Source organism: Klebsiella sp. P1927, from assembly GCF_018204675.1.
Lineage (GTDB): Bacteria > Pseudomonadota > Gammaproteobacteria > Enterobacterales > Enterobacteriaceae > Klebsiella > Klebsiella pneumoniae.
In genome coordinates this window covers 727,610-750,727 of the sequence record NZ_CP073377.1, presented here as the reverse complement: position 1 = coordinate 750,727, position 23,118 = coordinate 727,610, and the positions used below count along the sequence as shown (strand labels likewise).

At 57.5% G+C, this 23,118-nt stretch carries 22 protein-coding genes; 3 read left to right on the top strand and 19 right to left on the bottom strand.

Features of this window, described 5'->3' with window-relative positions; genetic code table 11:
- Positions 1-135: 135 nt before the first annotated feature.
- The 12 genes from nlpD to cysG form a co-directional block, all read right to left on the bottom strand.
- Positions 136-1,272 carry a murein hydrolase activator NlpD gene (gene nlpD / locus KB892_RS03870; protein WP_002915107.1) on the bottom strand — a complete coding sequence of 379 codons (1,137 nt, stop codon included), beginning with the start codon at positions 1,270-1,272 and terminating at the stop codon, positions 136-138.
- 125 nt (positions 1,273-1,397) lie between these two features.
- Entirely contained in the window at positions 1,398-2,024 is a 627-nt protein-coding gene (locus KB892_RS03865) for a protein-L-isoaspartate(D-aspartate) O-methyltransferase (protein WP_002915108.1), read from the bottom strand.
- Positions 2,018-2,779, bottom strand: coding sequence for a 5'/3'-nucleotidase SurE (gene surE, locus KB892_RS03860; RefSeq protein WP_002915109.1), 762 nt, complete (start codon positions 2,777-2,779; stop codon positions 2,018-2,020). The genes KB892_RS03865 and surE overlap by 7 nt, the downstream gene beginning before the upstream one ends.
- Positions 2,760-3,809, bottom strand: coding sequence for a tRNA pseudouridine(13) synthase TruD (truD, locus tag KB892_RS03855; RefSeq protein WP_002915111.1), 1,050 nt, complete (start codon positions 3,807-3,809; stop codon positions 2,760-2,762). The genes surE and truD overlap by 20 nt, the downstream gene beginning before the upstream one ends.
- On the bottom strand, positions 3,806-4,285 hold the full coding sequence (gene ispF / locus KB892_RS03850; RefSeq protein WP_002915113.1) for a 2-C-methyl-D-erythritol 2,4-cyclodiphosphate synthase: 480 nt from the start codon (positions 4,283-4,285) through the stop codon (positions 3,806-3,808). Before ispF ends, truD begins: the two co-directional genes overlap by 4 nt.
- On the bottom strand, positions 4,285-4,995 hold the full coding sequence (gene ispD, locus KB892_RS03845; RefSeq protein ID WP_004151063.1) for a 2-C-methyl-D-erythritol 4-phosphate cytidylyltransferase: 711 nt from the start codon (positions 4,993-4,995) through the stop codon (positions 4,285-4,287). Before ispD ends, ispF begins: the two co-directional genes overlap by 1 nt.
- A 19-nt stretch (positions 4,996-5,014) precedes the next feature.
- A complete protein-coding gene (gene ftsB / locus KB892_RS03840) occupies positions 5,015-5,332 on the bottom strand; it encodes a cell division protein FtsB (protein WP_002915156.1) in 318 nt (105 codons plus the stop codon).
- 140 nt (positions 5,333-5,472) lie between these two features.
- Positions 5,473-5,799: a DUF3561 family protein gene (locus KB892_RS03835; RefSeq protein ID WP_002915157.1), complete on the bottom strand. Its 327-nt coding sequence runs from the start codon at positions 5,797-5,799 to the stop codon at positions 5,473-5,475.
- A 50-nt stretch (positions 5,800-5,849) separates the two neighbouring features.
- A complete protein-coding gene (gene cysC / locus KB892_RS03830; RefSeq protein WP_002915158.1) occupies positions 5,850-6,455 on the bottom strand; it encodes an adenylyl-sulfate kinase in 606 nt (201 codons plus the stop codon).
- Positions 6,455-7,882 carry a sulfate adenylyltransferase subunit CysN gene (gene cysN / locus KB892_RS03825; protein ID WP_002915159.1) on the bottom strand — a complete coding sequence of 476 codons (1,428 nt, stop codon included), beginning with the start codon at positions 7,880-7,882 and terminating at the stop codon, positions 6,455-6,457. Before cysN ends, cysC begins: the two co-directional genes overlap by 1 nt.
- A 9-nt stretch (positions 7,883-7,891) precedes the next feature.
- A complete protein-coding gene (gene cysD / locus KB892_RS03820; RefSeq protein WP_002915160.1) occupies positions 7,892-8,800 on the bottom strand; it encodes a sulfate adenylyltransferase subunit CysD in 909 nt (302 codons plus the stop codon).
- Between the two features lie 9 nt (positions 8,801-8,809).
- Positions 8,810-10,216, bottom strand: coding sequence for a siroheme synthase CysG (gene cysG / locus KB892_RS03815; protein WP_004217556.1), 1,407 nt, complete (start codon positions 10,214-10,216; stop codon positions 8,810-8,812).
- A gap of 246 nt (positions 10,217-10,462) precedes the next feature.
- Between cysG and KB892_RS03810 the strand changes: the two genes are divergently transcribed.
- The gene (locus KB892_RS03810; RefSeq protein WP_002915169.1) at positions 10,463-11,509 is read left to right on the top strand and encodes an aminopeptidase; all 1,047 of its coding nucleotides are present in this window, start codon (positions 10,463-10,465) and stop codon (positions 11,507-11,509) included.
- A 72-nt stretch (positions 11,510-11,581) separates the two neighbouring features.
- Here KB892_RS03810 and cysH read toward each other — a convergent pair whose 3' ends face one another.
- The 3 genes from cysH to cysJ form a co-directional block, all read right to left on the bottom strand.
- Positions 11,582-12,316, bottom strand: coding sequence for a phosphoadenosine phosphosulfate reductase (cysH, locus tag KB892_RS03805; RefSeq protein ID WP_002915177.1), 735 nt, complete (start codon positions 12,314-12,316; stop codon positions 11,582-11,584).
- A gap of 98 nt (positions 12,317-12,414) precedes the next feature.
- A complete protein-coding gene (gene cysI, locus KB892_RS03800) occupies positions 12,415-14,127 on the bottom strand; it encodes an assimilatory sulfite reductase (NADPH) hemoprotein subunit (protein ID WP_002915181.1) in 1,713 nt (570 codons plus the stop codon).
- Positions 14,127-15,926: an NADPH-dependent assimilatory sulfite reductase flavoprotein subunit gene (cysJ, locus tag KB892_RS03795; RefSeq protein WP_004151065.1), complete on the bottom strand. Its 1,800-nt coding sequence runs from the start codon at positions 15,924-15,926 to the stop codon at positions 14,127-14,129. The genes cysI and cysJ overlap by 1 nt, the downstream gene beginning before the upstream one ends.
- A gap of 316 nt (positions 15,927-16,242) precedes the next feature.
- On the opposite strand from cysJ, the gene queD reads away from it, so the two are divergent.
- Positions 16,243-16,608 (top strand): 6-carboxytetrahydropterin synthase QueD, encoded by a 366-nt coding sequence (gene queD, locus KB892_RS03790; protein ID WP_004174641.1) that lies wholly within the window; start codon positions 16,243-16,245, stop codon positions 16,606-16,608.
- Between the two features lie 40 nt (positions 16,609-16,648).
- Here queD and queE read toward each other — a convergent pair whose 3' ends face one another.
- Positions 16,649-17,320, bottom strand: a complete 672-nt coding sequence (queE, locus tag KB892_RS03785; protein ID WP_002915210.1) for a 7-carboxy-7-deazaguanine synthase QueE — start codon at positions 17,318-17,320, stop codon at positions 16,649-16,651.
- Positions 17,321-17,794: 474 nt separating this feature from the next.
- Here queE and KB892_RS03780 point away from each other — a divergent pair, with 474 nt between their 5' ends.
- The gene (locus tag KB892_RS03780) at positions 17,795-18,904 is read left to right on the top strand and encodes an SDR family oxidoreductase (protein ID WP_002915212.1); all 1,110 of its coding nucleotides are present in this window, start codon (positions 17,795-17,797) and stop codon (positions 18,902-18,904) included.
- Positions 18,905-18,967: 63 nt separating this feature from the next.
- Here the strand turns inward: KB892_RS03780 and eno are convergent, their stop codons facing one another.
- From eno to mazG, 3 genes are all read right to left on the bottom strand, one after another.
- Complete coding sequence (eno, locus tag KB892_RS03775) at positions 18,968-20,266, bottom strand: phosphopyruvate hydratase (protein WP_002915213.1); 1,299 nt, start codon at positions 20,264-20,266, stop codon at positions 18,968-18,970.
- 81 nt (positions 20,267-20,347) lie between these two features.
- Positions 20,348-21,985: a glutamine hydrolyzing CTP synthase gene (gene pyrG, locus KB892_RS03770; protein ID WP_002915214.1), complete on the bottom strand. Its 1,638-nt coding sequence runs from the start codon at positions 21,983-21,985 to the stop codon at positions 20,348-20,350.
- A gap of 280 nt (positions 21,986-22,265) precedes the next feature.
- The gene (gene mazG / locus KB892_RS03765) at positions 22,266-23,057 is read right to left on the bottom strand and encodes a nucleoside triphosphate pyrophosphohydrolase (RefSeq protein ID WP_002915215.1); all 792 of its coding nucleotides are present in this window, start codon (positions 23,055-23,057) and stop codon (positions 22,266-22,268) included.
- Positions 23,058-23,118: the final 61 nt, after the last annotated feature.

The window sequence follows — 23,118 nt, the reverse complement described above, 5'->3', positions numbered from 1 at the left end:
CCCTGAGCAAAGCACCTTCCACGGCACATCAACAAACGACGCCTGGACGATTTCCCCTGCCCTCTCTGCGAGAGGAACGTAGACACCGCCCTGGCGCCTGTTAGCTGATGCTTCGCTTATCCGTACTTTGCCAAATTATCGCTGCGGTAAGTACTGCAGCGGGTTGACGGATTTCCCCTTGTAACGAATTTCAAAATGTAATCTTGTTGAGCTGGTTCCGGTGCTACCCATGGTAGCGATTTTCTGCCCCGCTTTGACTTCCTGTTGCTCCCGAACCAGCATGGTATCGTTATGAGCGTAGGCACTCAGGTAATCATCGTTGTGTTTGATGATAATAAGATTACCGTAGCCGCGCAGTGCGTTACCGGCATAGACGACGCGCCCATCGGCGGTCGCGACAATAGCCTGTCCCTTACTGCCTGCAATATCGATACCTTTATTGCCGCCTTCCGCGCCGCTAAAGTTCTCGATAACCTTGCCATCAGTCGGCCAGCGCCATGTTGAGATCGGCGAACTGGTTGACGTACTGCTTGCAGTCGGCTGGGTTGTGCTCACCGTTGTTGGTGCCGTCACCGGCGCGACAACCGTTGTGGTTGTAGTCGCTGGTTTATTATTAGGCAACATCTTGGTAGCACTCTGTTCACCTGAAGATTCAGAATACGTAATAGTCGGTTGTGAAGCAACCACCGCGGTCGATTTTTGTGCAGAAGTTGTGCTGGTCGTCGCACCGCCGCTCGCTCTTGCGCTGGCCTGAGAAACGGCGTTTTCGCCGGTGATCGGCTGGCCTGAGGCGTTACCGACCTGCAGTACCTGCCCCACGTTCAGCGCGTACGGGGCCGGGATATTGTTGCGTTGCGCCAGGTCGCGGAAATCGTTGCCGGTGACCCAGGCGATATAGAATAGCGTGTCGCCGCGTTTTACCGTATAGGTACTGCCGCCGGTATAGCTACCTTTCGGAATATCGCCATATTTGCGGTTGTAAACGATCCGGCCATTTACCGTCTGTACCGGCTCCTGCGCCACCGGCGCCGGCTGCGGCTGAATGGTCTGGGTCTGCATCGGCTGAATCGGCTGCGCCTGAGGAGCGGACTTGACGCCGGAGGGTGGCGGCGTAATCAGCATGCCGGAGTTGGTGCTGGAAGAGGCGGCGCCGCCGGCAGAGCTAACCGGCGCAGGCGGATTATTGGTGTTGGTACACCCGGCCAGCCAGAGTGAAACCAGTGAAAGAGCCGCAATACGGCTGACGGTAAATTTGGTGCTTCCCGCGCTCATTTATCCCCCAGGAATATGTTAACTGCCAATATCTTGCTTACCGGGCGGCGCCCGGCCAGGACACTGAAAAATGTGTCCACCCTACGCCTAAAGTCAGGCAAAAAAAACCTGGAATAATCCGGGTCTCAGGCCAGCTCCCCCTTCACCAGGGGAACAAAGCGAACGGCCTCGACGGTATCAATGATAAATTCGTTGCCCCGACGACGGATCCGTTTGAGAAACTGATGCTCTTCGCCGACCGGCAGCACCAGCACGCCGTCATCATCCAGCTGCGCCAGCAGCGCGGTCGGTATTTCCGGCGGCGCCGCCGTCACAATAATGGCATCAAACGGCGCCCGCGCCTGCCAACCTTGCCACCCATCGCCATGACGGGTTGAAACATTATGTAAATCAAGTTGTTTCAGGCGACGACGCGCCTGCCACTGTAAACTCTTAATTCGCTCTACCGAGCATACGTGATGCACCAGATGCGCCAGGATGGCCGTCTGGTAGCCGGAACCGGTGCCGATCTCCAGCACCCGCGACTCCGGCGTCAGCGTCAGCAGCTCGGTCATCCGCGCCACCATATACGGCTGGGAGATGGTCTGCCCCTGGCCAATCGGCAGCGCGGTGTTTTCCCACGCTTTATGTTCAAAGGCTTCATCAACAAACTTTTCGCGCGGGACCAGCGCGATCGCCTCGAGGACACGTTCATCGACGATGCCCTGCGTGCGCAGTTGATTCAACAAACTTTCAACACGTTTACTTACCATTGCCTGTCAACCCCGACACGTTCCAGCCAATCGGTGACCACCTCATGCGCCTGATGGGCGGTTAAATCGACGTGCAATGGCGTCACGGAAACATAGCCTTCATCCACTGCCGCAAAATCGGTGCCCGGCCCGGCATCGCGCTTATCGCCCGGCGGACCAATCCAGTACAGGATGTTGCCGCGCGGATCTTTTTGCGGGATCACCTGGTCGGCCGGATGGCGATTGCCGCAGCGGGTCACGCGAATGCCCTTGATTTGATCAAGCGGGAGATCCGGTACGTTGATGTTAAGGATCCGCCCGGTACGCAGCGGCTCGCGGCTTAAGGCGCGCAGAATGGTGCAGGTTACCGCCGCGGCGGTATCGTAATGCTGATAGCCGTTCAGCGACACGGCCAGCGCGGGGAACCCCAGATGACGGCCTTCCATCGCCGCGGCCACGGTGCCGGAATAGATGACGTCGTCGCCCAGGTTGGGGCCGGCATTAATGCCGGAAACCACGATGTCCGGACGCGGGCGCATCAGCGCGTTCACGCCGAGATAGACACAGTCGGTCGGGGTGCCCATCTGGACGGCGATGTCGCCATTTTCAAAGGTAAACGTACGCAGGGACGATTCCAGCGTCAGCGAATTTGAGGCCCCGCTGCGGTTACGATCGGGTGCAACCACCTGGACCTCGGCAAACTCCCTTAAGGCCTTCGCCAGGGTCTGTATCCCCGGCGCATGGATCCCGTCATCGTTACTCAGCAATATTCGCATAGTCACCCGTTGTATTGATAAGCTCCCTGACCACGCTGGTGGCGAAGCTGCCCGCCGGCAGCCAGAAACGCAGTTCAACGGTTACGTCATCCCACCAGTTCCAGCTGAGCTGCTGTGGATAGAGAAGCATCGCCCGGCGCGCCGCCTCGACTTTCTCCCGTACCAGCAGCGCCTGCAACGCGGTTTCCTCGGCGATCGCGGCCTGCTCGAAAGCCAGGGCGTCGCGCTGGCTTCCCCAGTCGCCGCTGCCCGGCAGCGTGGCCGTAATCATCAGTTCGCGGTTATGCACCCGCGCCTGCGAAACCTCGAGTTCTTCCGGTGTGACGACAAACCAGCTCCCGCGCCCCGCTAATTGTAGCGCATCGCCATCAACGACCTGATTAAATTCCGTTTTTTTTAATCTAATACTCACTTGCTGATTAAACAACGCGCTGCGGGCTGCCGACAACCAAAAACTGCGCTTATTGCGATCGCGCACTGGCGCGCCGCTCTCCGCCCAGCGCATGGCGCCCTGCAGGTTACTGCCGCCAATGCCAAAGCGCTGCGCGCCGAAATAGTTCGGCACTCCCCGTTCAGCGATGGCCTGCAGACGCGTCTCCACGTCCTGGCGATCGCTAATCTCGCGCAGGATCACGGTAAACTGGTTGCCTTTCAGCGCGCCTAAACGCAGCTTACGCTTATGGCGAGCATATTCCAGTACCTGGCAGCCCTCGAGCTGAAATTTGCTCAGGTCCGGCATCTCTTTGCCGGGCACCCGGGCGCACAGCCACTGCTCGGTGACCGCGTGCTTATCCTTTTGCCCGGCGAAGCTCACTTCACGGGCGTGGATCTTAAGGAATTTCGCCAGCGCGTCGGCGACAAAGCGCGTATTGCAGCCGTTTTTCAGGATCCGCACCAGCACGTGTTCGCCTTCGCCGTCCGGGGCAAAGCCCAGATCTTCCACCACCAGAAAATCTTCCGGATTGGCTTTCAGTAGCCCACTGCTCTGCGGTTTGCCGTGCAGCCAGGTCAGTTGGTCAAAGGCGATCATTTGTCGGCCTTACGCAGCAGCGCAACCGCTTCGCAGGCGATCCCTTCCCCGCGGCCGGTGAAGCCGAGCTTCTCGGTGGTGGTCGCTTTCACGTTGACGTCGTCCATATGGCAGCCGAGATCCTCAGCGATAAAGACGCGCATCTGCGGAATATGCGGCAGCATTTTCGGCGCCTGGGCAATAATCGTGACGTCGACGTTGCCGAGCGTATAGCCCCTGGCCTGAATGCGGCGCCATGCTTCGCGCAGCAGTTCGCGGCTATCGGCGCCTTTAAACGCCGGATCGGTATCGGGGAACAGCTTGCCGATATCGCCCAGCGCCGCGGCGCCAAGCAGCGCGTCGGTCAGCGCATGCAGCGCGACGTCGCCGTCGGAGTGGGCCAGCAGCCCTTTTTCATAAGGAATGCGTACCCCGCCAATGATGATTGGGCCTTCACCGCCAAAAGCGTGTACGTCAAAACCATGTCCAATTCGCATTAAGCTTTCTCCTGGTGTCGGGAACGGGTGAGGTAAAATTCAGCCAGCGCCAGGTCTTCCGGGCGCGTCACTTTAATATTATCCGCGCGTCCGGCGACCAGCTGCGGATGGAAGCCGCAGTACTCCAGCGCCGAGGCTTCATCGGTGATAGTGGCTCCCTCGTTTAGCGCGCGAGTGAGGCAATCCACCAGCAGCTCGCGAGGGAAAAATTGCGGGGTGAGCGCATGCCACAGGTCATTGCGGTCGACGGTATGGGCAATAGCGGTTTTGTCCGGCTCGGCGCGCTTCATGGTGTCGCGCACTGGCGCCGCAAGGATCCCGCCGACGCGGCTGGTTTCGCAGAGCGACAGCAGGCGGCTGAGGTCGTCCTGATGCAGGCAGGGGCGCGCGGCGTCATGCACCAGCACCCACTGCGCCTCCGGCAACGCCTGCAGGCCGGCGAGCACCGAATCGGCACGCTCGGCGCCGCCATCCACCACGGTAATCTGCGGATGCTGCGCCAGCGGCAGCTGGCTGAAGCGGCGATCGCCGGGGCTGACGGCAATCACCACCCGCTGGACGCGCGCATCCGCCAGCAGCGCGGCGACCGCGTGTTCGAGAATCGTTTTGTTACCGATTGAGAGATATTGTTTCGGGCATTCCGTTTGCATGCGGCGGCCGAAACCGGCTGCCGGCACCACGGCGCAAACGCCCGGAAAAGTGGCTGCCATGTTGTAATCCTGGGCCTGGTTATCGATTGTTCTGCTGTTGCCCCGATGCCTGATTGCGTTTAGACGCATCCGGTACCAGACGATAGAAGGTTTCGCCCGGGCGGGTCATGCTGAGTTCATTGCGCGCACGCTCCTCAATCGCTTCCTGCCCGCCGTTGAGGTCGTCAATTTCGGCAAACAGCTGATCGTTGCGTGCTTTTAATTTGGCGTTAGTCGCCTGCTGGGCGGTGACGTCGTCGTTAACCCGCGTGTAGTCATGCAGGCCGTTTTTACCGAACCACAGCGAATACTGTAGCCAGACCAGCAAAGCTAATAATAGCAGCGTTAGTTTACCCATCCTGCCCCCTGAAAAACGGCATCATCATCCCAAAACTCGCCCGGGTACGCTACCGGGGCGCGCGGACGATGCCGCGTAACGCGGGGACTGTACCATATTTTTGCTGTCGATACCCATGCTTGATTCATACCAGCAACGGGTTATCCCAACAGCCAGAGGAAGAGTAGCGCAAACATCAGCCCAACGGTCAGGATGGTCGCGCTGACGCTATAGAGCAGTTTGCCATTGAGCAGAGAGTGCAGCGCAATACCGACCACCACCGCCACCGGCATCAACGCAAGGAAGAATGGCCAGGTGTAGAGGAGAAAGAAGAGTGTATTACTGCCATAGAGAAGGAAGGGAATACCCAGCGCCAGCAGCCACGAAATAAAGCCCACGGCAGCGCCCGACAAAGACCAGGTGGTCTCGTCGCCGATCGCCGGAGGCGGTTCTGAACGAATAATACTGAGGTTCTGGGTATTGCGCATATCGAATCCTGTAGACCGGGCAACCGGCACCCCTCGATGCCGCTGCCGTTTCAGGATCTGATAATATCGCTCTGTTGCAGCAGGTCTAATAGTTGGTGCACCAAATTTGTTACCAATTGTTCACCATCCAGATGAATTTCCGCCTTTTCCGGCGCCTCATAGACCGAGTCTATACCGGTGAAATTGCGTAATTCCCCTGCCCGCGCTTTCTTATACAATCCTTTCGGATCCCGCGCCTCGCAGATGGCCAGCGGGGTATCGACGAACACTTCGATAAAGCGTCCTTCCCCGAGGCGCTCGCGCACCATCTGCCGTTCCGCACGGTGCGGAGATATAAATGCCGTCAATACCACCAGCCCGGCATCGACCATCAGCCTGGCCACTTCCCCGACGCGGCGAATGTTCTCTTTGCGATCCTCATCGCTGAATCCCAGGTCGCTGCACAGGCCATGGCGCACGTTATCGCCGTCCAGCAGATAGGTGCTGACGCCGCGCTCATGCAGGGCCTCCTCCAGCGCCCCGGCGACGGTGGATTTACCCGACCCCGAAAGGCCGGTAAACCACAGCACCACGCCGCGATGGCCGTGATGCTGTTCCCGCTGCTGTTGGGTCACAGGGTGGGCATGCCAGACGACGTTTTCGTCATGCTGGGCCATTATTTGCCTCCCAGCAGGTCGCGGGCGTCCCAGTGCGGGAAATGTTTACGGATCAGCTGGTTCAGCTCCAGCTCGAAGGCGCTGTACTGTGATGCCGAAGTCGATGCCTGCAGGTGCGGCTCGTTGACCATCCCGGCGCCGACGGTGACGTTGGTCAGGCGATCGATAAAGATAAGCCCGCCGGTCACCGGGTTTTGCTGATACGGATCCAGCACTAAAGGTTCGTCAAAGGTCAGCTCCACCAGGCCGATGCCGTTCAGCGGCAGAGACTCGACTTCACGCTGGGTCAGGTTGTTAATATCGACCTGGTAGCGGATAGCGTCGACGCGAGCGCGGGTCTTCTTGCCGGCGATTTTGATGTCGTAGCTCTGGCCCGGGGTCAGCGGCTGTTCGGCCATCCACACCACGTCGATGCTGGCGCTTTGTACCGCCGGCAGCGAGGCTTGCGCGTCAACCAGCAGGTCGCCGCGACTGATGTCGATTTCATCTTTCAGCACAAGGGTAATGGCTTCGCCGGCGGCGGCTTCCTGCAGGTCGCCGTCGAAGGTGACGATACGCGCCACGCTCGATTCGACGCCCGACGGCAGCACCTTCAGACGCTGGCCAACCTGCACGGTACCGGAGGCGACCGTGCCGGAGAAGCCGCGGAAATCAAGGTTCGGACGGTTAACATACTGCACCGGGAAGCGCAGCGGCTGGCTCTCGACCACCCGCTGGATCTCTACGGTTTCGAGGACTTCCAGCAGCGTCGGGCCACTGTACCACGGCATATTCGCGCTCTGGCTGGCGACATTATCGCCTTCCAGCGCCGACAACGGCACAAAGCGGATATCAAGGTTGCCCGGCAGCTGCTCGGCAAAGGTCAGATAATCTTCCCGGATCTCGTTGAAGCGCGCTTCGCTAAACTCGACGAGATCCATTTTGTTGATCGCCACTACCAGGTGTTTAATGCCCAGCAGCGTCGAGATGAAGCTGTGACGGCGGGTCTGGTCGAGCACGCCCTTGCGCGCATCGATCAGCAGGATCGCCAGGTCGCAGGTGGACGCGCCGGTGGCCATATTGCGCGTGTACTGCTCGTGCCCCGGGGTGTCGGCGATGATAAATTTGCGTTTTTCGGTTGAGAAGTAGCGATAGGCCACGTCGATGGTGATGCCCTGCTCGCGCTCGGCCTGCAGGCCGTCCACCAGCAGCGCCAGGTCCAGCTTTTCGCCCTGGGTGCCGTGACGCTTGCTGTCGTTGTGCAGCGAAGAGAGCTGGTCTTCATAGATCTGGCGCGTATCGTGCAGCAGGCGGCCAATTAAGGTGCTTTTGCCGTCATCGACGCTGCCGCAGGTCAAAAAACGCAGCAGGCTCTTGTGCTGTTGCGCGTGCAGGTAAGCTTCTACGCCGCCTTCGTTGGCAATTTGTTGGGCAATGGTCGTGTTCATGGCGGCTCCTTAGAAATACCCCTGACGTTTCTTCAGCTCCATCGAGCCGGCCTGGTCGCGGTCAATGACGCGCCCCTGACGTTCGCTGGTGGTCGATACCAGCATCTCTTCAATAATTTCCGGCAGCGTCTGCGCTTCAGACTCCACCGCGCCGGTCAGCGGCCAGCAGCCGAGGGTACGGAAACGCACCATCCGTTTTTCAATCACCTCGCCCGGCTGCAGATCGATACGGTCGTCATCGATCATCATCAGCATACCGTCGCGCTCCAGCACCGGACGCTCAGCGGCCAGATACAGCGGCACGATTTCAATATTTTCCAGATAGATGTACTGCCAGATATCCAGCTCGGTCCAGTTGGAGAGCGGGAAGACGCGGATGCTTTCGCCTTTGTTAATCTGGCCGTTGTAGTTGTGCCACAGCTCCGGACGCTGATTTTTCGGGTCCCAGCGGTGGAAACGGTCGCGGAAGGAGTAGATGCGCTCTTTCGCGCGGGATTTCTCTTCGTCGCGACGCGCGCCGCCGAACGCGGCGTCAAAGCCGTATTTGTTCAGCGCCTGCTTCAGGCCTTCGGTTTTCATGATATCGGTATGCTTGGCGCTGCCGTGGACAAACGGGTTGATGCCCATCGCCACCCCTTCCGGGTTTTTATGCACCAGCAGCTCACAGCCGTAGGCTTTGGCGGTCCGGTCGCGGAACTCATACATCTCACGGAATTTCCAGCCGGTATCGACGTGCAGCAGCGGGAACGGCAGGGTTCCCGGATAAAACGCTTTGCGCGCCAGATGCAGCATTACGCTGGAATCTTTCCCGATTGAGTACATCATTACCGGGTTAGAAAATTCGGCGGCCACCTCACGAATAATATGGATGCTTTCCGCCTCCAGTTGCCGCAGGTGAGTGAGTCGTTTTTGGTCCATAACCGTTCCTTAAGCCAGATTGACCACCGAAGCGTTAAACCCCTCGGCGGATGATGTATGTTGAAACCAGGCGAGCTGCTGATGCAGCTGCACCACTTCGCCTACCACCAGCAGGGCGGGCATCGGGGCGTCTTTCGCCAGGTGTTCGAGTTGTTGCAATGTGCCGGTTATCGTCTGCTGATCGTCACGGGTGCCACGGGAAATTACCGCCACCGGCGTGTCGCTGTCGCGACCGTGGGCGATCAGCTGCGCGCTGATTTCCGCTGCCTTCATGGTGCCCATGTAGATCGCCAGCGTCTGTTGGCTCTTCGCCAGCAGCGACCAGTCGAAGGGGGCGCTGTCCGGCTTATAGTGGCCGGTGACAAAGACGGCGCTTTGCGCATAATCGCGATGGGTCAGCGGAATACCGGCGTAGGCCGTCGCCCCGGCGGCTGCGGTGACGCCCGGCACCACCTGGAACGGGATCCCCGCCTCGGCGGCAGCCTGCAGCTCTTCTGCGCCGCGGCCAAAAATAAACGGATCGCCGCCCTTCAGGCGCACGACGGTTTTCCCCGCCTTCGCCGCCTCCACCAGCAGCTGATTGGTTTCATGCTGCGGCACCGAGTGCTCGCCGGCGCGTTTGCCGACGCAAATAAGTTCGGCATCGCGGCGCACCAGCTCGAGAACCGGCTGAGTCACCAGATGATCGTGGAAAACCACGTCCGCCTGCTGGATCGCCTGCAGACCGCGAAGGGTCAGCAGCCCGGCATCGCCCGGCCCGGCGCCAACCAGAATAATTTCTCCCGTCTCACGTTCGGGCTTATCCAGCTCATCCTGCAGCGCCTTTTCCGCCTCCGCAGAGTTGCCCGCCACCATCAGGCTGGCGAAGCGGCCGGTAAAGACGCGCTCCCAGAAGCGGCGACGCGCTTCGGTAGTCGTCAGGCGGGTTTTCAGATGGTTGCGCCAGTAGCTTGCTGATTCCGCCAGCCGACCGAGATTCGTCGGCAGCAGCGCTTCGATTTTTTCACGCAGAATGCGCGACAGCACCGGCGCTTTACCGCTGGAGGAGATCGCCACCAGCAGCGGCGAACGGTCGACGATAGAAGGGAAAACAAACGAGCACAGCGCCTGGTTATCCACCACGTTGACCAACCGGTAGCGCGCGTTAGCTGCCGCAAATACCCGCTGGTTAAGCGCCTCATCCTCGGTGGCCGCAATCACCAGAAAGACATCATCCACCAGCGAGTCGCTGAATTCCGTCGCCCGCCAGCTGAGTGCCTGGCGCGCAGCCAGATCGGCCAGCGCCGGTGACAGCGTTTCAGCGACCACCTGCACCTGCGCCTGGGCGCGCAGCAAGAACTTGATCTTACGTTCAGCAATCTCGCCGCCGCCGATCACCAGCACGGGCCTTTGTTTCAGTTCGGCAAAAAGGGGCAAGTAATCCACGGTGCAACAACTCTCTTACATTCAGCGATACTGCGACTATAGGGTGCGCCTTAGAGCAAATGAAATTACGAAATGGAATGAGTTGTGACGCAAAGGAATAACGCGGCGGAAATACAAATATCAAAAAGTGCTTAACGCGCTATTTTTCCGCTATTTAAGAGCAATTGAAATTGTTTAACCGCGGTCACAGTTTCATACTGTACGCGTCAAATTGTCTTGTTCGTGTAAGGACCCCTTATGTTTTCCGCGTTGTGCCGCCGTCTGCTTCCGCTGGCGCTCGGCACCGGTTTTGTTTTTGCCGCCGCCCCCGCATTCAGCGCGCTGGGCGACACCGCCAGTAGCCAGGCCCGCCATATCGCCACCGTCTTCCCGGGACGAATGACCGGAACGCCGCCGGAAATGCTCTCAGCTGACTATCTGCGCCAGCAGTTCGCCCTGATGGGGTATCAGAGCGACGTGCGAAGCTTCAATACCCGCTATATCTTTACCGACAGCAATCAGCGCAAGAACTGGCATAACGCCACCGGCAGTACGGTGATCGCCGCCCATGAAGGTAAAGTGCGCCAGCAGATTATTATCATGGCACACCTCGACACCTATGCGCCGCAGAGCGATAAAGACGTGGAGAACAACCTCGGCGGCCTGACGCTGCAGGGCATCGACGACAACGCGATGGGACTTGGCGTATTGCTGGAGCTGGCGGAGCATTTAAAGAACGTCCCTACCCGCTATGGCATCCGCTTTATCGCCACCAGCGGTGAAGAGGAAGGCCGTCTCGGCGCGCAAAACCTGCTGCAGCGGATGAGCGAAGCGGAAAAGAAAAATACCCTGCTGGTGATCAATCTCGATAATCTGGTGGTGGGCGATAAGCTTTACTTCAACAGCGGCCGCAGCACGCCGGCCTCGGTGCGCAAGCTGACCCGCGATCGCGCGCTGGCTATCGCTCGCAGCAAGGGCATCGCCGCCTACACCAACCCGGGACTCAACCCGGCTTATCCGAAAGGCACCAGCTGCTGCAATGACGCCAGCGTCTTCGACAACGCCGGGATCCCGGTGCTGTCGGTCGAGGCGACTAACTGGTCACTCGGCAAAAAAGATGGCTATCAGCAGCGGAGCAAATCGGCCAGTTTCCCGCAGGGAACCAGTTGGCATGACGTCCAGCTGGATAATCAGCAGTATATCGACCACGCGCTGCCCGGGCGCATCGAACACCGCGGACGCGAGGTAGTGAAAGTCATGCTGCCGCTGGTGAAAGAGCTGGCGAAGGTGGAGAAGAAAAGCTAATACGCACAAAAGAACGCGCGGTATCGCCCGCGTGTTCTTTTTGAATTATCACTCAGAGGAAGAGCTAACAGCTTAACCCTCGTGCAATCCGCACTCGCGTTTAAGCCCGAAGAACCGGGTCTCTTCTTCTGCCATGCCCGGCTCCCATTTGCGGGTGGTGTGGGTATCGCCTACCGACAGATAGCCCTGATCCCACAGCGGGTGGTACTTCAGCCCGTGCTTTTGCAGGTACTGATACACCGTGCGGTTATCCCAGTCGATAATCGGTAGCACCTTGAACACCCCGCGCTGAACCGCCAGCACCGGAAGCGTAGCCCGGCTGCCCGACTGCTCGCGGCGCAGACCGGCAAACCACGTCTGCGCGTTGAGCTCTTTCAGCGCCCGGTTCATCGGCTCAACCTTGTTGATCTCATTGTATTTCTCAATGCCCTCAACGCCCTGCTCCCACAGCTTGCCGTAGCGCGCCTCCTGCCAGGCCGCGCTTTCAGCCGCGCGGTAGACCTTCAGGTTCAGCTTGAGCTTGTCCGTCAGCTCGTCAATAAACTGATAGGTTTCCGGGAACAGGTAGCCGGTATCGGTGAGGATCACCGGAATATCCGGGCGGATCTGATTCACCAGATGCAAACTGACCGCCGCCTGAATGCCAAAGCTCGACGACAGCACATAGTTTCCCGGCAGATTTTCCAGCGCCCACGCCACACGCCCTTCGGCGTCAAGCTTTTCCAGTTGGGCGTTGGTTTCCGCGAGTGCCAGAATGCGTTCCACTTTCGGCAATGCATTAAGCGCGTTTAGATCGAGTACGGACATATGAACCTCGTTTGCCTGTTTTGCCGGACGACACTGCGTTCGTCCGGCCTACGGGTTTCGCTGGCCCGGATCGCTACGCGCCACCGGGCACCAGGATGTTATTCCCAGAAATCGCGGGCTGGGTCGAGCACCGGGCGAATGATGCCCGCACGCACCGTAAAATCGCCGAAGCCTTCACCCGCTTCGCGCTCTTTCGCCCAGCGCCCTACCAGTTCGTCTAGCGAGTCGAGAATTTCCGACTCGGTAATATTCTCACGGTACATCCGCGGGATGCGGGTGCCGTTGCGGTTACCGCCGATGTGCAGGTTATAGCGGCCCGGCGCTTTGCCCACCAGTCCCACTTCCGCCAGCATCGCGCGGCCGCAGCCGTTCGGGCAGCCGGTGACGCGGGTGACGATATGCTCATCGCTCACGCCGTGCTTGCTCATCACCCCTTCCACCTTGTCGATAAACGACGGCAGGAAACGCTCGGCTTCCGCCATCGCCAGCGGACAGGTCGGGAAGGAGACGCAGGCCATCGAGTTTTCGCGCTGCGGGGTGACGGCATTCATCAGGCCATGATCCCGCGCGAGCTTCTCGATCCGCGCCTTCTGATCTTCCGGTACGCTGGCGACAATCAGGTTCTGGTTAGCGGTGATGCGGAATTCGCCTTGATGGACCTTAGCAATCTCCAGCAGGCCAGTCTTCAGCGGACGACCCGGATAATCGAGAATGCGGCCGTTTTCAATAAACAGCGTCAGGTGCCACTTATCATCAATCCCCTTCACCCAGCCGATGCGATCGCCGCGGCCGGTAAATTCGTACGGGCGGATCGGCTCAAACTTAATGCCTGCCCGGCGCTCCACTTCCGCTTTGAAGGTTTCGATACCGACGCGCTCAAGGGTGTACTTGGTTTTCGCATTCTTACGGTCGGTACGGTTGCCCCAGTCGCGCTGGGTGGTCACAACCGCTTCCGCCACCGCCAGCGTATGCTCCAGCGGCAGATAACCGAATTCGCTCGCCGTGCGGGCGTAGGTTTTTTTGTTACCATGTTCGATAGAGAGACCGCCGCCCACCAGCAGGTTAAAGCCTACCAGCTTGCCATTTTCGGCAATCGCCACGAAGTTCATGTCGTTAGCGTGCAGATCGATATCGTTCTGCGGCGGGATCACCACCGTGGTTTTAAACTTACGCGGCAGATAGGTCTGGCCGAGGATCGGCTCTTCGTCGGTAGTGGCGACCTTTTTCTGATCCAGCCAGATCTCGGCATAAGCGCGGGTACGCGGCAGCAGATGCTCAGAGATCTTTTTCGCCCACTCGTAGGCCTCAGCGTGCAGCTGCGACTCGTAGGGGTTGGAGGTGCACAGCACGTTACGGTTCATATCGTTGGCGGTGGCCAGCGCGTCCAGCCCCACCGAGTGCAGCATCTGATGCACCGGCTTGACGTTCTTTTTCAGAATGCCGTGGAACTGAAAGGTCTGCCGGTTGGTCAGGCGAATACTGCCGTAAATGGTGTTCTCAGCGGCAAACTTATCGATCGCCTTCCACTGGGTGGTGGTGATCACCCCGCCCGGCAGACGGCAGCGGAGCAGCATCGCATGACGCGGCTCCAGCTTCTGGGCGGCGCGCTCCGCGCGGATATCGCGATCGTCCTGCTGGTACATGCCGTGGAAACGGATCAGCAGGAAGTTATCGCCTTTAAAACCGCCGGTCAGACCGTCGTTTAAATCTTCCGCAATGGTGCCGCGCAGGTAGTTGCTCTCAAGCTTCATGCGCTCGGCATCGCTCAGTTTACCTTCGACCACTAAAGGCCCCGGATGTTTTTCGCTCATTAGTAGACATCTCGCTGATAACGGCGCTCAACGCGCAGCTCACTTAAAAATTCGTCCGCCGCTTCGGCGTCCATCGCGCCGTATTCGGCAATCACTTCCAGTAAGGTGTTTTCCACGTCCTTCGCCATACGATTGGCGTCGCCGCAGACATAAATGTGGGCGCCGTCATTGATCCAGCGCCACAGCTCGGCCCCCTGCTCGCGCAGTTTGTCCTGCACATAGATTTTTTGTTGTTGATCGCGGGACCAGGCCAGATCGATACGGGTCAGCAGACCTTCCTTCACATAGCTCTGCCACTCCACCTGATAGAGGAAATCTTCGGTGAAGTGCGGGTTGCCGAAGAACAACCAGTTCTTGCCTTGCGCTCCGTCCGCAGCGCGCTGCTGCATAAAGGCGCGGAACGGCGCAATACCGGTGCCCGGGCCAATCATGATCACCGGGGTCTCCGGGTTGGCTGGCAGACGAAAGTTGTCGTTGTGTTCGATAAAGACACGGACTTCGCCATCCTCTTCCACGCGGTCGGCGAGGAAGCTGGAGGCGCCGCCAGCCCGGGCGCGGCCTTCAATTTCATAGCGCACCACGCCTACGGTGACATGCACCTCGCTCTCCACTTCCGCCTGTGAGGAAGCAATAGAATACAGGCGCGGCGTCAGCGGACGCAGCAGACCGATTAACGCCTCGGCGTCCAGCTGCGCCGGAGAGAAACGGACCATATCGACGATCGGCGTCGCGGCGGCATACTGCTGCAACTGAGCTTTATCGCCCACCAGCGGCAGCAGCGATTCGCTGCGCGTCAGGGTGGCGTAGTTTTCAACGATAGTCGCGGTGTTAACCGTCAGCTCAAAATGCCACTGCAGGGCTTCCGACAGCGGCAGAGTTTTGCCCTCAACGGTCACCGGCTCGTCGCCTTTCAGCCACAGCAGCTCCACCAGCTCTTTCACCAGCTGAGGATCGTTCTGGTACCAGACGCCCAGGGCGTCGCCCGGCTGATAGCGCAGACCGGAATCACCGAGGTCTATTTCGATATGGCGCACATCTTTTTCTGAATTGCGGCCGGTGATTTTCTGATTGACCGACAGGGTCGCCGTCAGGGGCGCTTCTTTGGTATATGGGCTGGTGTGAATATCATTCACCGCGCCGCTGGTGGCCAGCTGAGCGGGCGCAGCGACCGGCGCACGGGCCTTCAGCGCCTCAACCACGCGCGCGCGCCATTCAGCGGCCGCGGCCTGATATTCAACGTCGGCATCGACGCGATCGAGCAGACGTTCCGCGCCGAGCTCGGCCAGCTTGTTGTCGAAATCTTTGCCGGACTGGCAGAAAAATTCATAAGAGGTATCGCCGAGACCAAAGACGGCGAACGCGGTCCCGTCCAGCTTCGGCGCTTTCTTAGAGAACAGGAACTTATGCAATGCGACCGCTTCTTCCGGCGGCTCTCCTTCCCCCTGGGTGGACGTTACAACCACCAGCAGTTTTTCCGCAGCAATTTGTTTGAATTTATAATCGCCTGCATTCACCAGCTTCACGTTCAGCTTCGCCGCCAGCAGATCGTCACGCAGCGCTTCGGCGACGCGGCGGGCGTTGCCGGTTTGCGAGGCGGAAATCAGCGTGATCGTCGGTACCTCGGCGGCCGGGGCGGGGGCGGCTACCGCCGCGCCGGACTGCTGATTCAGCACGCCCCAGAAATAGCCAGATACCCAGGCGAGCTGAGTGGGCGTGAAGTCAGTGGTGGCCGCCTGAAGGCGCGCCAGTTGCTCCGGGTTGAGCGGCAGCAAGTTGGAAGGTGGGGCCTGTGTCGTCATGCGTCGTTTGTTCCAGTAAGCAAAGCTGTTATTCGCACCCTGTCAGCGCGACAAAAACAGAAGAGAATAGAAGGTTAACGGCGGGCATAGTAACAATTAAAGAAGGGATGGAAATAATAAATAACCAAATGGACTAACCTGTTTTAGTTGTAGTTATTAACAACAAAATCGATTAAATAAGCAATTGAAATATAAGAGATTAAATCAAATAAAGCAGATAAACATGTCCATTTTCTGTTCACGGCCGTTTTAGTTAATGCGAAAAAATGTACTTTCCGGTACCCTACGGCGGTTTTTTTCGTCCTGTTGAGAGTCAATGATGTCCACCACGCTGTTTAAAGATTTCACCTTCGAAGCCGCCCACCACCTGCCGCACGTCCCGGAAGGACACAAATGCGGTCGCCTGCATGGCCACTCCTTTATGGTGCGTCTGGAGATCACCGGTGAAGTCGATCCCCATACCGGGTGGATCATGGATTTTGCCGAGTTGAAGGCCGCCTTTAAGCCGACATACGATCGCCTCGACCACTATTATCTGAACGATATTCCTGGTCTGGAAAACCCCACCAGCGAAGTGCTGGCCAAATGGATCTGGGATGAGATGAAACCGCGGGTGCCGCTGCTGAGCGCCGTGATGGTCAAAGAGACCTGCACCGCCGGCTGCGTCTATCGCGGCGAGTAAGCGAAAAAAAGCCCGGTCAGTACGCTGCCGGGCTTTTTTATCAGGCAATATTCAGATACTTGTGCGTCTGCATAGACAGGCGCCAGTTGCGGGCGATGCAGGTGTCGATACACAGGCGCGTCGCATCTTCTTTCTGACTGATCGGCTGCAGGGCGATGATCCGCGGTTTGTCATCGCTCAGCGTTTCCAGCAGTTCGTCCAGCGCTTCTATGTCGCGGACGCGCCCTACCGGATGCTTGATCTCATCCGCCCGCTGCAGGGCCTGAGACAGCACGTCATAGCCACCGCGCATGTTGACCTTCGGGGAAACCGTCACCCAGGTATTGGGGCTGCAGCGTACTTCATGGGTGCCGCTGGTTTCAATCTGACAGCTAAAGCCGTTTTGTTCCAGAAGCGAGGTTAACGGCGTTAAATCATGAATGCAGGGCTCACCGCCGGTAATGACCACGTGGCGGGCAGTCCACCCCTGCCGCCCAATAATCGCCAGCAGATCCTCGCTGCTTGCCGGGCCCCACTTGTCGCTCTCTTTGGTTTTCGCCAGGATGCTGAACAACGACACTTCCCGATCGGCCAGCTTGTCCCAGGTATGCTTGGTGTCACACCACGCGCATCCTACCGGGCATCCCTGCAGACGAATAAAGATGGCAGGCACGCCGGTGAAGTAACCCTCGCCTTGCAGGGTCTGGAACATCTCGTTAATCGGGTACTGCATAGTCATCTCTGTTTAGGGTGATAAACGTTCATTATCGCAGATTTCGCTGCCCAGGTCTTGTCCTGCGCTGCGATCGCTTTTTTACCCCTCCGTCAATATCCGTGTCGGGAATAATATTATTGATTAAAAAGGCAATCTTTTCTTTTGGCTTAGTTTATTAGCATGATAAGAATTAAAATAAATAGCATTCTGACGCGCGGGGGGAAATATGTAACAAAAAATGTTATTCCTGTCATTCAGGATAAAATAAAAGGTCCAAGAACCAAAATAAAAAACCTTAAAATACAGTAACGTACAAACTGATACATGAAAGAGTGAATTATCTGGCCGATCTGCGAGTCCAATTCTATCCCCCGGTAATAATAACCTTAAACTGGTCTTAATAAAGCCCTGACCGGGCCCCTTTTTTATTTAATTGTCGTTTACTTTTGCCCGCCTAGAATCCCGCAGACCAACCATAATGAGATAGCGTTTATGACCACATTATTAATTACCGGCGTTACGGGGTTTCTGGGCGGTGCCGCGTTAGAGAAAATACTCCATCAGGAAACCCGGTTAGATCTGCTGCTGCTGGTACGTGCTGATAGCCCCGAGGCTGGCCTCGAACGGGTTAAAGAGAACATGCGTAAGTTCAACATCGCCGAGGAGAAGCTGGCGATGTTGCGCCAGCAGCATATCCTGCTGGGCGATCTCGCCTCTTCGGAGCATTTTCTTAACGATCCGCGCCTTGAGCAGGTCACCCATGTCCTCAACTGCGCCGCTGTCGCCTCATTTGGCAGCAACCCGCTTATCTGGAAGGTTAACGTTGAGGGCACGCTGCGCCTGGCGCAACGTATGGCGCAGGTGACGGGTCTGCAGCGCTTTCTGCACGTCGGTACGGCGATGTCATGTTCGCCTGAACCGGATTCACTGGTCGCCGAAAGCGCGGAGTTTCGGGAACGCGCTGAGCACCTGGTGGAATATACCCACTCGAAGTCGACCATCGAGCAGCTGATGCAGCAGCAGTGCCCTACGCTACCGCTGGTAATTGCCCGCCCCTCTATCGTGGTGGGTCATACCCATCACGGCTGCCGGCCTTCCAGCAGTATTTTCTGGGTGTTCAGCATGGGGCTGATGCTGCAGAAATTCATGTGCTCCATGGAGGACCGAATTGACGTTATCCCGGTGGACTACTGCGCCGACGCCCTGCTAATGCTGCTTAACCAGCCTCTGGCTCACGGCGAGGTGGTGCATATCTCTGCTGGCGAAGAGAACAGCGTGAAGTTTGCCGAAATCGACCGGGCGATGGCTCAGGCCCTGGAGCAGGCGCCGGTGGGGGATAAGTACGCCCAGGTGAGCTATGAAACGCTGGTCAAAATGAGACGCGAACTGAAAGGGATATTTGGGCCATGCAATGAGCGGCTGATGCTGAAAGCCATGCGCTTATACGGCGCATTCGCCACACTGAACGTGCGCTTTAGTAACGACAAGCTGCTGAGCATGGGGATGCCAAAACCGCCGCGCTTTACCGATTACATCGACCGCTGCGTGGAAACCACCCGCGGGTTGTCGATCCCTCAGCAAATGGCCGTCGACTTTAAATAATGGCCGCAGGCGTAAAAAAAATGCCAGCCCGAAGGCTGGCATGATTATTTCACAAGGACAGGATTAAGCCTGACCTTTGATCTCTTTACGACCGTTGAACGGCGCTTGCTCACCCAGCGCTTCTTCGATACGAATCAGCTGGTTGTATTTAGCAACGCGGTCAGAACGGCTCATAGAACCAGTTTTGATCTGGCCTGCAGCGGTACCAACAGCCAGGTCGGCAATGGTAGCGTCTTCAGTTTCGCCAGAACGGTGAGAGATAACAGCGGTGTAGCCAGCGTCTTTCGCCATCTTGATAGCAGCCAGAGTTTCGGTCAGAGAACCGATCTGGTTGAACTTGATCAGGATGGAGTTAGCGATGCCTTTTTCGATGCCTTCTTTCAGGATCTTGGTGTTGGTTACGAACAGGTCGTCACCAACCAGCTGGATTTTGTCGCCCAGTACTTTGGTCTGGTAAGCGAAACCTTCCCAGTCAGATTCGTCCAGACCATCTTCGATGGAGACGATCGGGTACTGTTTGGTCAGCTCTTCCAGGAAGTGAGTGAACTCTTCAGAGGTGAATGCTTTGTTGCCTTCGCCAGCCAGAACGTATTTACCGTCTTTGTAGAATTCAGACGCCGCGCAGTCCATCGCCAGGGTGATGTCTTTGCCCAGCTCGTAGCCTGCAGCTTTAACCGCTTCAGCGATAACAGCCAGCGCTTCGGCGTTGGAACCCAGGTTCGGCGCGTAGCCGCCTTCGTCACCAACGGCAGTGTTCATGCCTTTGGACTTCAGCACTTTCGCCAGGTGATGGAACACTTCAGAACCCATGCGTACTGCTTCTTTCAGGGTCGGCGCGCCAACCGGCTGAATCATGAATTCCTGGATGTCGACGTTGTTGTCAGCGTGCTCACCGCCGTTGATGATGTTCATCATCGGAACCGGCATGGAGTATTTGCCCGGAGTGCCGTTCAGTTCAGCGATGTGCGCGTACAGCGGCAGGCCTTTGGACGCAGCAGCTGCTTTGGCGTTCGCCAGAGAAACGGCCAGGATAGCGTTCGCACCGAAGTTAGATTTGTTTTCAGTACCGTCCAGGTCGATCATGATCTTGTCGATGCCAGCCTGATCTTTAGCATCTTTGCCCAGGATTGCCTGAGCGATCGGGCCGTTTACCGCAGCAACAGCTTTGGTTACGCCTTTACCCAGGAAACGGGATTTGTCGCCATCGCGCAGTTCCAGCGCTTCGCGGGAACCAGTAGAAGCACCTGACGGAGCAGCTGCCATACCGACGAAACCACCTTCCAGGTGTACTTCGGCTTCAACAGTCGGGTTACCACGGGAGTCGATGATTTCACGACCGATGACTTTAACGATTTTGGACATTAGGTTTTCCTCAGTACAAGTTAAACTAAAACTCCAGACAAACAATGCACCCGGATGGGTGCATTGCCGTTCAAACTCTTTTTACTTCGCCTGGCGTTTCTGGTACTCGCTCGCGGCTTTCACAAAGCCGGCAAACAGCGGGTGTCCATCACGCGGCGTCGAAGTAAACTCCGGGTGGAACTGGCAGGCCACAAACCACGGATGGTTCGGCACTTCGATGATCTCGACCAACTGATCATCCCCGGAACGGCCCGCAACGCGCAGACCGGCAGCTTCAATCGATTTCAACAACATGTTGTTGACTTCGTAGCGGTGACGATGACGCTCGGTGATGGTCGGCTCGCCGTAAAGCTGGCGTACCAGAGAATCATCACTCAGCTGGCACTGCTGCGCGCCCAGGCGCATGGTGCCGCCCAGATCGCTCTTCTCAGAGCGGACTTCAACGTTGCCATCTTCGTCACGCCATTCGGTAATCAGGGCCACGACCGGGTATTTACAGTCTGGCACAAATTCCGTCGAGTTGGCGTTTTCCATACCCGCTACGTTACGCGCGAACTCAATCAGCGCAACCTGCATACCCAGGCAGATGCCCAGATAAGGAATATTGTTTTCACGCGCATAGCGCGCGGTGGCGATCTTGCCTTCAACGCCGCGGTAGCCGAAGCCGCCCGGGATCAGGATAGCGTCTAAATCCTTGAGGATTTCGACGCCGCGCGTTTCCACATCCTGCGAATCGATCAGCTTGATGTTGACGGTAACGCGATTTTTCAGACCGCCGTGTTTCAGCGCTTCAATCACCGACTTGTAGGCATCCGGCAGTTCAATGTACTTACCGACCATACCGATGGTGACTTCGCCTGCCGGATTAGCTTCTTCATAGATTACCTGTTCCCATTCGGCCAGGTTTGCTTCCGGACAAGTTAAGCTGAATCGTTTACAAATATAATCGTCCAGCCCCTGAGATTTCAACAGGCCCGGAATTTTATAAATGGAATCGACATCTTTCAGAGAAATCACAGCCTTTTCCGGAACGTTACAGAACAAAGCAATTTTGGCTCGTTCGTTGGCCGGAACCGCGCGATCGGAGCGGCAGATCAGAATATCAGGCTGAATACCGATGGAGAGCAGCTCTTTCACGGAGTGCTGGGTCGGCTTGGTTTTGACTTCGCCCGCGGCGGCCATGTACGGCACCAGAGTCAGGTGCATGAACAGGGTATGCTCGCGGCCGATCTCTACCGCCATCTGACGAATCGCTTCGAGGAACGGCAGGGATTCGATATCGCCTACGGTACCGCCGATTTCCACCAGCACGACGTCATGGCCTTCGCCGCCCGCCAGTACGCGCTCTTTGATAGCGTTGGTGATGTGCGGGATAACCTGAACGGTCGCGCCCAGGTAGTCGCCACGGCGCTCTTTGCGCAGCACGTCGGAGTAGATACGGCCGGTGGTGAAGTTATTGCGGCGCGTCATCTTGGTGCGGATAAAACGCTCATAGTGGCCCAGGTCCAGATCGGTTTCTGCGCCGTCTTCAGTAACGAACACTTCCCCATGCTGGATTGGGCTCATGGTGCCCGGATCGACGTTGATATACGGATCCAGTTTCATGATGGTCACGTTGAGACCACGGGCTTCAAGAATGGCTGCCAGGGAGGCTGCGGCAATGCCTTTACCCAGAGAGGATACGACCCCGCCGGTCACAAAAATATAGTTCGTTGTCATGCTGAACCTGAGAAGTTAGGGTAAAACGATGGAATAACCAGGACGGGAAAGTAGTATACCCGAACATGCGTGACGCCACAAACTTTCATTCTTCCCCTCCCCTTCGTTCTTCAAGTTGCACCTGTGTTGCGACTCGAACAACTCGAAGAGGCAGGCTACATGGTGTTTCAACGACATAACGGAAAGAGAAAATAGACGCTTTTGGCGAAATGTTTTTGACGTAAATCAAGCGCTTGTTATTTATAAAATCACACAAATCGCGCTTGATCACGAAAATCCGTTAGAGATCAGTTTCCTGGCGTTTTACTTCCTGCCACACTTCTTCCATGGTATCGAGGTCGACGCCGGTCATTTCCAGGCCTCGGGCGGCGACAATACGCTCGACCTCGCGGAAGCGACGCTCAAATTTGAGGTTTGCTTTCTGCAGCGCCACCTCGGCTTTGACGCCCAAATGACGGGATAAGTTCACCGTGGCAAACAGCAGATCGCCCACTTCCTCTTCCAGTTTTGCTTCATCCACCACCGCCTGCTGCGCTTCATGCATCACTTCATCAATTTCTTCATGCACTTTGTCGAGCACCGGGCCCAGCGAGGTCCAGTCGAAACCCACTGCCGAGCAGCGGCGCTGGATTTTATGCGCGCGCATCAGCGCCGGCAGGCTATGGGGAATATCGTCCAGTGCCGAATGCTGGGCTTTTTCCGCCCGCTCCGCGCTTTTGATTTGCTCCCAGCGGGCCAGGACTTCCGTGCTATTGCCCGCCGATGCCTCGCCGAAGATATGCGGGTGGCGACGCTCCAGCTTGTCGCTGATGGCGGCGCAGATATCGTCAAAGTTAAAGCGTCCCTCTTCCTGCGCCATTTGCGCATAGAACACCACCTGGAACAGCAGATCGCCCAGTTCACCGCGCAGATCGTCAAAATCTTCCCGCTGGATAGCATCGAGGACCTCGTAGGTCTCCTCAAGGGTGTAAGGGGCGATAGTGGCAAAGGTCTGCTCTTTATCCCATGGGCAGCCGTTTTCCGGGTCGCGCAGGCGGCGCATGATGCCGAGCAAGCGGTCAATTTGAGTCATGTGACAATCCTGGAAATTTAAAAAATAGTCGGCCGGATAAGGCGTTTAGACCTTATCCGAC

What these genes read in the sequence shown, in the direction of transcription:
- queD (WP_004174641.1), top strand. Translation starts at nt 16,243, where the DNA reads ATGATGTCCACCACGCTGTTTAAAGATTTCACCTTCGAAGCCGCCCAC.
- cysD (WP_002915160.1), bottom strand. Translation starts at nt 8,800, where the DNA reads ATGGACCAAAAACGACTCACTCACCTGCGGCAACTGGAGGCGGAAAGC.
- queE (WP_002915210.1), bottom strand. Translation starts at nt 17,320, where the DNA reads ATGCAGTACCCGATTAACGAGATGTTCCAGACCCTGCAAGGCGAGGGT.
- cysC (WP_002915158.1), bottom strand. Translation starts at nt 6,455, where the DNA reads ATGGCCCAGCATGACGAAAACGTCGTCTGGCATGCCCACCCTGTGACC.
- cysH (WP_002915177.1), bottom strand. Translation starts at nt 12,316, where the DNA reads ATGTCCGTACTCGATCTAAACGCGCTTAATGCATTGCCGAAAGTGGAA.
- eno (WP_002915213.1), bottom strand. Translation starts at nt 20,266, where the DNA reads ATGTCCAAAATCGTTAAAGTCATCGGTCGTGAAATCATCGACTCCCGT.
- ispD (WP_004151063.1), bottom strand. Translation starts at nt 4,995, where the DNA reads ATGGCAGCCACTTTTCCGGGCGTTTGCGCCGTGGTGCCGGCAGCCGGT.
- cysJ (WP_004151065.1), bottom strand. Translation starts at nt 15,926, where the DNA reads ATGACGACACAGGCCCCACCTTCCAACTTGCTGCCGCTCAACCCGGAG.
- KB892_RS03865 (WP_002915108.1), bottom strand. Translation starts at nt 2,024, where the DNA reads ATGGTAAGTAAACGTGTTGAAAGTTTGTTGAATCAACTGCGCACGCAG.
- ftsB (WP_002915156.1), bottom strand. Translation starts at nt 5,332, where the DNA reads ATGGGTAAACTAACGCTGCTATTATTAGCTTTGCTGGTCTGGCTACAG.
- cysN (WP_002915159.1), bottom strand. Translation starts at nt 7,882, where the DNA reads ATGAACACGACCATTGCCCAACAAATTGCCAACGAAGGCGGCGTAGAA.
- cysI (WP_002915181.1), bottom strand. Translation starts at nt 14,127, where the DNA reads ATGAGCGAAAAACATCCGGGGCCTTTAGTGGTCGAAGGTAAACTGAGC.
- nlpD (WP_002915107.1), bottom strand. Translation starts at nt 1,272, where the DNA reads ATGAGCGCGGGAAGCACCAAATTTACCGTCAGCCGTATTGCGGCTCTT.
- KB892_RS03835 (WP_002915157.1), bottom strand. Translation starts at nt 5,799, where the DNA reads ATGCGCAATACCCAGAACCTCAGTATTATTCGTTCAGAACCGCCTCCG.
- ispF (WP_002915113.1), bottom strand. Translation starts at nt 4,285, where the DNA reads ATGCGAATTGGACATGGTTTTGACGTACACGCTTTTGGCGGTGAAGGC.
- surE (WP_002915109.1), bottom strand. Translation starts at nt 2,779, where the DNA reads ATGCGAATATTGCTGAGTAACGATGACGGGATCCATGCGCCGGGGATA.
- KB892_RS03810 (WP_002915169.1), top strand. Translation starts at nt 10,463, where the DNA reads ATGTTTTCCGCGTTGTGCCGCCGTCTGCTTCCGCTGGCGCTCGGCACC.
- mazG (WP_002915215.1), bottom strand. Translation starts at nt 23,057, where the DNA reads ATGACTCAAATTGACCGCTTGCTCGGCATCATGCGCCGCCTGCGCGAC.
- pyrG (WP_002915214.1), bottom strand. Translation starts at nt 21,985, where the DNA reads ATGACAACGAACTATATTTTTGTGACCGGCGGGGTCGTATCCTCTCTG.
- truD (WP_002915111.1), bottom strand. Translation starts at nt 3,809, where the DNA reads ATGATCGCCTTTGACCAACTGACCTGGCTGCACGGCAAACCGCAGAGC.
- KB892_RS03780 (WP_002915212.1), top strand. Translation starts at nt 17,795, where the DNA reads ATGACCACATTATTAATTACCGGCGTTACGGGGTTTCTGGGCGGTGCC.